Source organism: Rhodococcus sp. no. 34 (assembly GCF_054589475.1).
In genome coordinates this window covers 504,755-508,400 of sequence record NZ_BAAILK010000026.1, presented here as the reverse complement: position 1 = coordinate 508,400, position 3,646 = coordinate 504,755, and the positions used below count along the sequence as shown (strand labels likewise).

Sequence of the window (3,646 nt, the reverse complement as noted above, 5' to 3'; positions counted from 1 at the left end):
CGGCCACAGCGCCGACGACGACGCCGCGGTACTGTACCGAGGATCCGACTCGCAGCGCACCGGCACTGGCGGGGACGACAGCACTGACCTGCGGTGTGGAACCGGTGGAGTCCGTACCTCTGCTGAACAAGAAGACGTAGGCGAGGATCAGGATGACCACGGCGAGTAAACCCCGCAGTGCCAGGGTGATTCGGCTGGAATTCGTGACGATCATCCGGTCAGCCCGGGTACGTGAGGTTTGAGTCCCCACAGCGCAATGGTCATCGCGACGTCGGTGAATGCAAGGAAGACGATGCTGGTGCGCAACGCTCGTCCGGCGGCTCGTCCGACGCCTTCGGGTCCACCCGTCGCGGTGTAACCGTAGTAGCAGTGCACGAGGGTCACGACGACCGCGAACACCATGACTTTTATCAAGGACAACCAGATGTCGTTGGGAGAGAGGAAAAGACTGAAGTAGTAGCCGTACGTTCCCTCCGACTGGCCTTTGACCCGGATCACCGCAAGCGCCGTTGCCATGTACGAAGCAAACAGGCCGACCAGGTACAGCGGGACCACCGCGATGAGCGCCGCGATCATTCGGGTGGTGACCAGGTACCGCAGCGAGGGAATCGCCATGACTTCGAGCGCGTCGATTTCCTCGGAGATCCGCATCGCTCCGAGCTGCGCGGTGAATCCGGTTCCGACCTTGGCTGCCAGGGTGATTGCGGCAACGAGTGGTGCCACCTCGCGAGTATTCGCGATGGCGGACATCACGCCGGACAGCGGTGCGAGACCGACGAGGTTGAGTCCGCGGTAGCCCTCGAGCCCGATCTGGGAACCGGCGAAGAACGAGATCGCGAAGATCACGACGACGCTGCCGCCTCCGGCGAGCAGGGTGCCCGAACCGAATGCCACCTGGGCGACGAGACGGGCGACTTCACGCCAATAGCGCTTGAGGGTTGCCGGAATCGAGGTGATGACACGCGCGTGGAACGTGAACTGATCGCCGAGCCGACTCAGGCCGTCGACGGTCCGCGAACTGACCCTCTTGGCACGAATTGCGATGGGCAGGTGCATCAATAGGCACCTTTCACCGAGACGAACAGTGGGTAGAACTGAGTAATTGCGAGGTTGGCGACAAACACGAGGACAAACGAGAGCACGACGGTCTCGTTGACTGCGTCGCCGACGCCTTGAGCTCCGCGCTTGACGGTCAGGCCCTTGTAGCAGGCCACGATTCCCGAGATGAGAGCAAAGGCAACGGCTTTGATGCCGGAGACGACGAAGTCGCTGGGTTGACTGAATTGAACGAGATTGCGCAGGAAACTCTGTGCGGTGCCGTCGAGTATCAGGACGTGAACGAAGAGGCTTGCGCCCAAACCGATTACGAGAACTATCGAGTTCAGTAGGAGGCAGACGACGGCAATGGCGATCATCCGGGGTACGACCAGGCGTTCGAGCACGGGTAGACCGAGCACTTCGAGTGCATCGATTTCCTCGCGTATCGTTCGCGCTCCCAAATCTGCGCAGATTGCGGAACCGCCGACACCGGCGATGATCAGGGCGCACACCAGGGGGCCGGCCTGTCCGATGATGAGGAACGCGACGACGGCACCGCTGTACGCACCCGCGCCGATTTGATCTGCGAGCGCACCGATCTGCAGTGCTACCCCGACACCGAGGGGAATCATCACCAGAGCGGACGCGACCGAGGTGACGTGGGCGAGAAACCACATCTGGTCGAGCGCCTCACGCCAGGCGAGGCGCTTGTGTCGAAGAGACGTGAACGCCGCAACGCACACGCGAACGGTGAAGGTGAAGAGCAGTCCGATCTCGGAGAGCAGGTTCGAGAACATGTTCGTCTTGGCGGGGGAGACAGCAGTTGTTTCCCCGGTTGTTCCATTCCCGGTCGTCGTAGCTTCGGTGCTCACGCCATCCCCCTCTCCGGCCGAATCGTTCTGGTCGGGTTTCTTCGATCACACTCGGGAGCCCGAAGTGCTCCAGGTCACGTTCGGAGACGGTATCAGGAAACTGACTCTGAAGTAAGTTCCAACTCGGCCACTTCATCACCGGGCGCGAGTGTCGACGCGGAACTTTCGTTTGCGTCCACGCAACCTTCCCGGCGAGAGCCCGAAATGCGGCGGGTGCACAATGAGTGAATGCCACGATCAAGCCCCATTTCCGCTTGGAAGTCCCTTCGCGAAGGCAACGAGCGATTTGTCAACGACGCGTCCATTCACCCCAGCCAGGGAATCGCGGACCGCGCGAAACTCGTCGATGGGCAGCACCCCACAGCGGTGCTGTTCGGTTGCGGTGATTCGCGCGTAGCCGCCGAGATCATCTTCGACCAGGGGCTCGGCGACATGTTCGTCGTGCGCACTGCAGGTCACGTGCTCGACGATTCGGTGCTCGGTTCCATCGAGTACGCGGTTCACGTGCTCAACGTGCCGCTCATCGTCGTACTCGGGCACGACGGTTGCGGTGCCGTGAAGGCAACGCTCGACGCCCTGGACGAGGGCGCAGTTCCCGACGGATTCATCCGCAGTGTGGTCGAGCGTGTTGCTCCGTCCATCCTGATGGGCCGCAACGAGGGCTTGTCCACCGTGGACGAACTCGAAGGCCGTCACGTCGTGGAGACCGGCTCGCTGATCATGCAGAGGTCCCGGATCATCGCCGACAAGGTGGACAAGGGTGCGTGCGCGATCGTCGGCGTCACGTACACGTTGTCCGACGGTCACATGCGAGTTCAGGGCGCAGTCGGCGACATCGGCGAGAGCGTCGAGACCGTCGAGGGTTAGATCTTCCGGGGCAGTGGTACCTGGCAGCAGACAATGGGTACCGACACGCCGCCTCAGCTGACGGTTAGTGGACCCTGCGCCAACTACCGTTGAGTCCGTGTTGGAACCTAATGGACCACTGCCCCCCGAGATCTACTGGCGTCGCCGGGCGCTGGCCATTGGTGCCGCCGTCATTGCACTGGCGTTGATCATCTGGGCGGCGTCCGCCCTCTTCGGCGGTGGAAGTGATACCCCGGAGGCCGACTCGGCCGCTGCGAGTTCCTCGCTGACGACGGACGTCTCCTTCACCCCCAACCCTTCCGGTTCCAACGCGCCGGAGGGTGGCGGTGGCTCGGGTGGCGGCGCTGCCGGTGGATCAGGTGGCTCGGGCACGCAGGCTTCGGGATCGTCTTCGTCTTCTTCCTCTTCGTCGACCACCGGGGCTCCGGTCCCGGCCGGTCAGTGCGCCGACTCGTCGCTGGCAGTCAAAGCCACTGCAGACAAGGCGACCTTCGCTCCCGGCGAAGAGCCGTCGTTCACGATCGTCATCACCAACATCGGTTCGGCACCCTGTGATCGAGATCTGGCGGGTGGCCTTCAGCAGGTGCTCGTCTACAGCATCGACGGCAAGACCCGGTTGTGGTCCAACGTCGACTGCTACCCACAGCCCGCAGCCGACGTACGCAATCTCGCGCCCGGCGAGCAAGCCGCGTTCAAGGTCGCCTGGTCGGCCACGACGTCGACCCCCGAGTGCGCGACCGCGCAGAACCCCGAGCGCAATCCGGTGGGCGCAGGCGCTTACACGGTTGTCGGGCAGCTCGGTGCACTGCGAAGCTCCCCGGAGCCGTTCAACATCGCATGAGCGCGGGCAAGCCCGAACAGGCCCGCTA

At 63.1% G+C, this 3,646-nt stretch carries 4 protein-coding genes and 1 pseudogene; 2 read left to right on the top strand and 3 right to left on the bottom strand.

The genetic code is table 11. The features are described from left to right. The 3 genes and pseudogenes from ACYP01_RS11445 to ACYP01_RS11435 form a co-directional block, all read right to left on the bottom strand. A pseudogene (locus ACYP01_RS11445) lies at window positions 1–214 on the bottom strand (MCE family protein); the annotation flags it as partial. Next, entirely contained in the window at window positions 211–1,056 is an 846-nt protein-coding gene (locus ACYP01_RS11440) for an MlaE family ABC transporter permease (RefSeq protein WP_003945610.1), read from the bottom strand. The pseudogene ACYP01_RS11445 and the gene ACYP01_RS11440, both read right to left, overlap by 4 nt. Beyond that, window positions 1,056–1,910: an MlaE family ABC transporter permease gene (locus tag ACYP01_RS11435; protein ID WP_459680012.1), complete on the bottom strand. Its 855-nt coding sequence runs from the start codon at window positions 1,908–1,910 to the stop codon at window positions 1,056–1,058. Before ACYP01_RS11435 ends, ACYP01_RS11440 begins: the two co-directional genes overlap by 1 nt. 228 nt (window positions 1,911–2,138) lie before the next feature. On the opposite strand from ACYP01_RS11435, the gene ACYP01_RS11430 reads away from it, so the two are divergent. Further along, window positions 2,139–2,777, top strand: coding sequence for a carbonic anhydrase (locus ACYP01_RS11430; protein ID WP_003945421.1), 639 nt, complete (start codon window positions 2,139–2,141; stop codon window positions 2,775–2,777). 97 nt (window positions 2,778–2,874) lie between these two features. Further along, window positions 2,875–3,618, top strand: a complete 744-nt coding sequence (locus ACYP01_RS11425) for a DUF4232 domain-containing protein (protein ID WP_003945615.1) — start codon at window positions 2,875–2,877, stop codon at window positions 3,616–3,618. Window positions 3,619–3,646 lie beyond the last annotated feature (28 nt).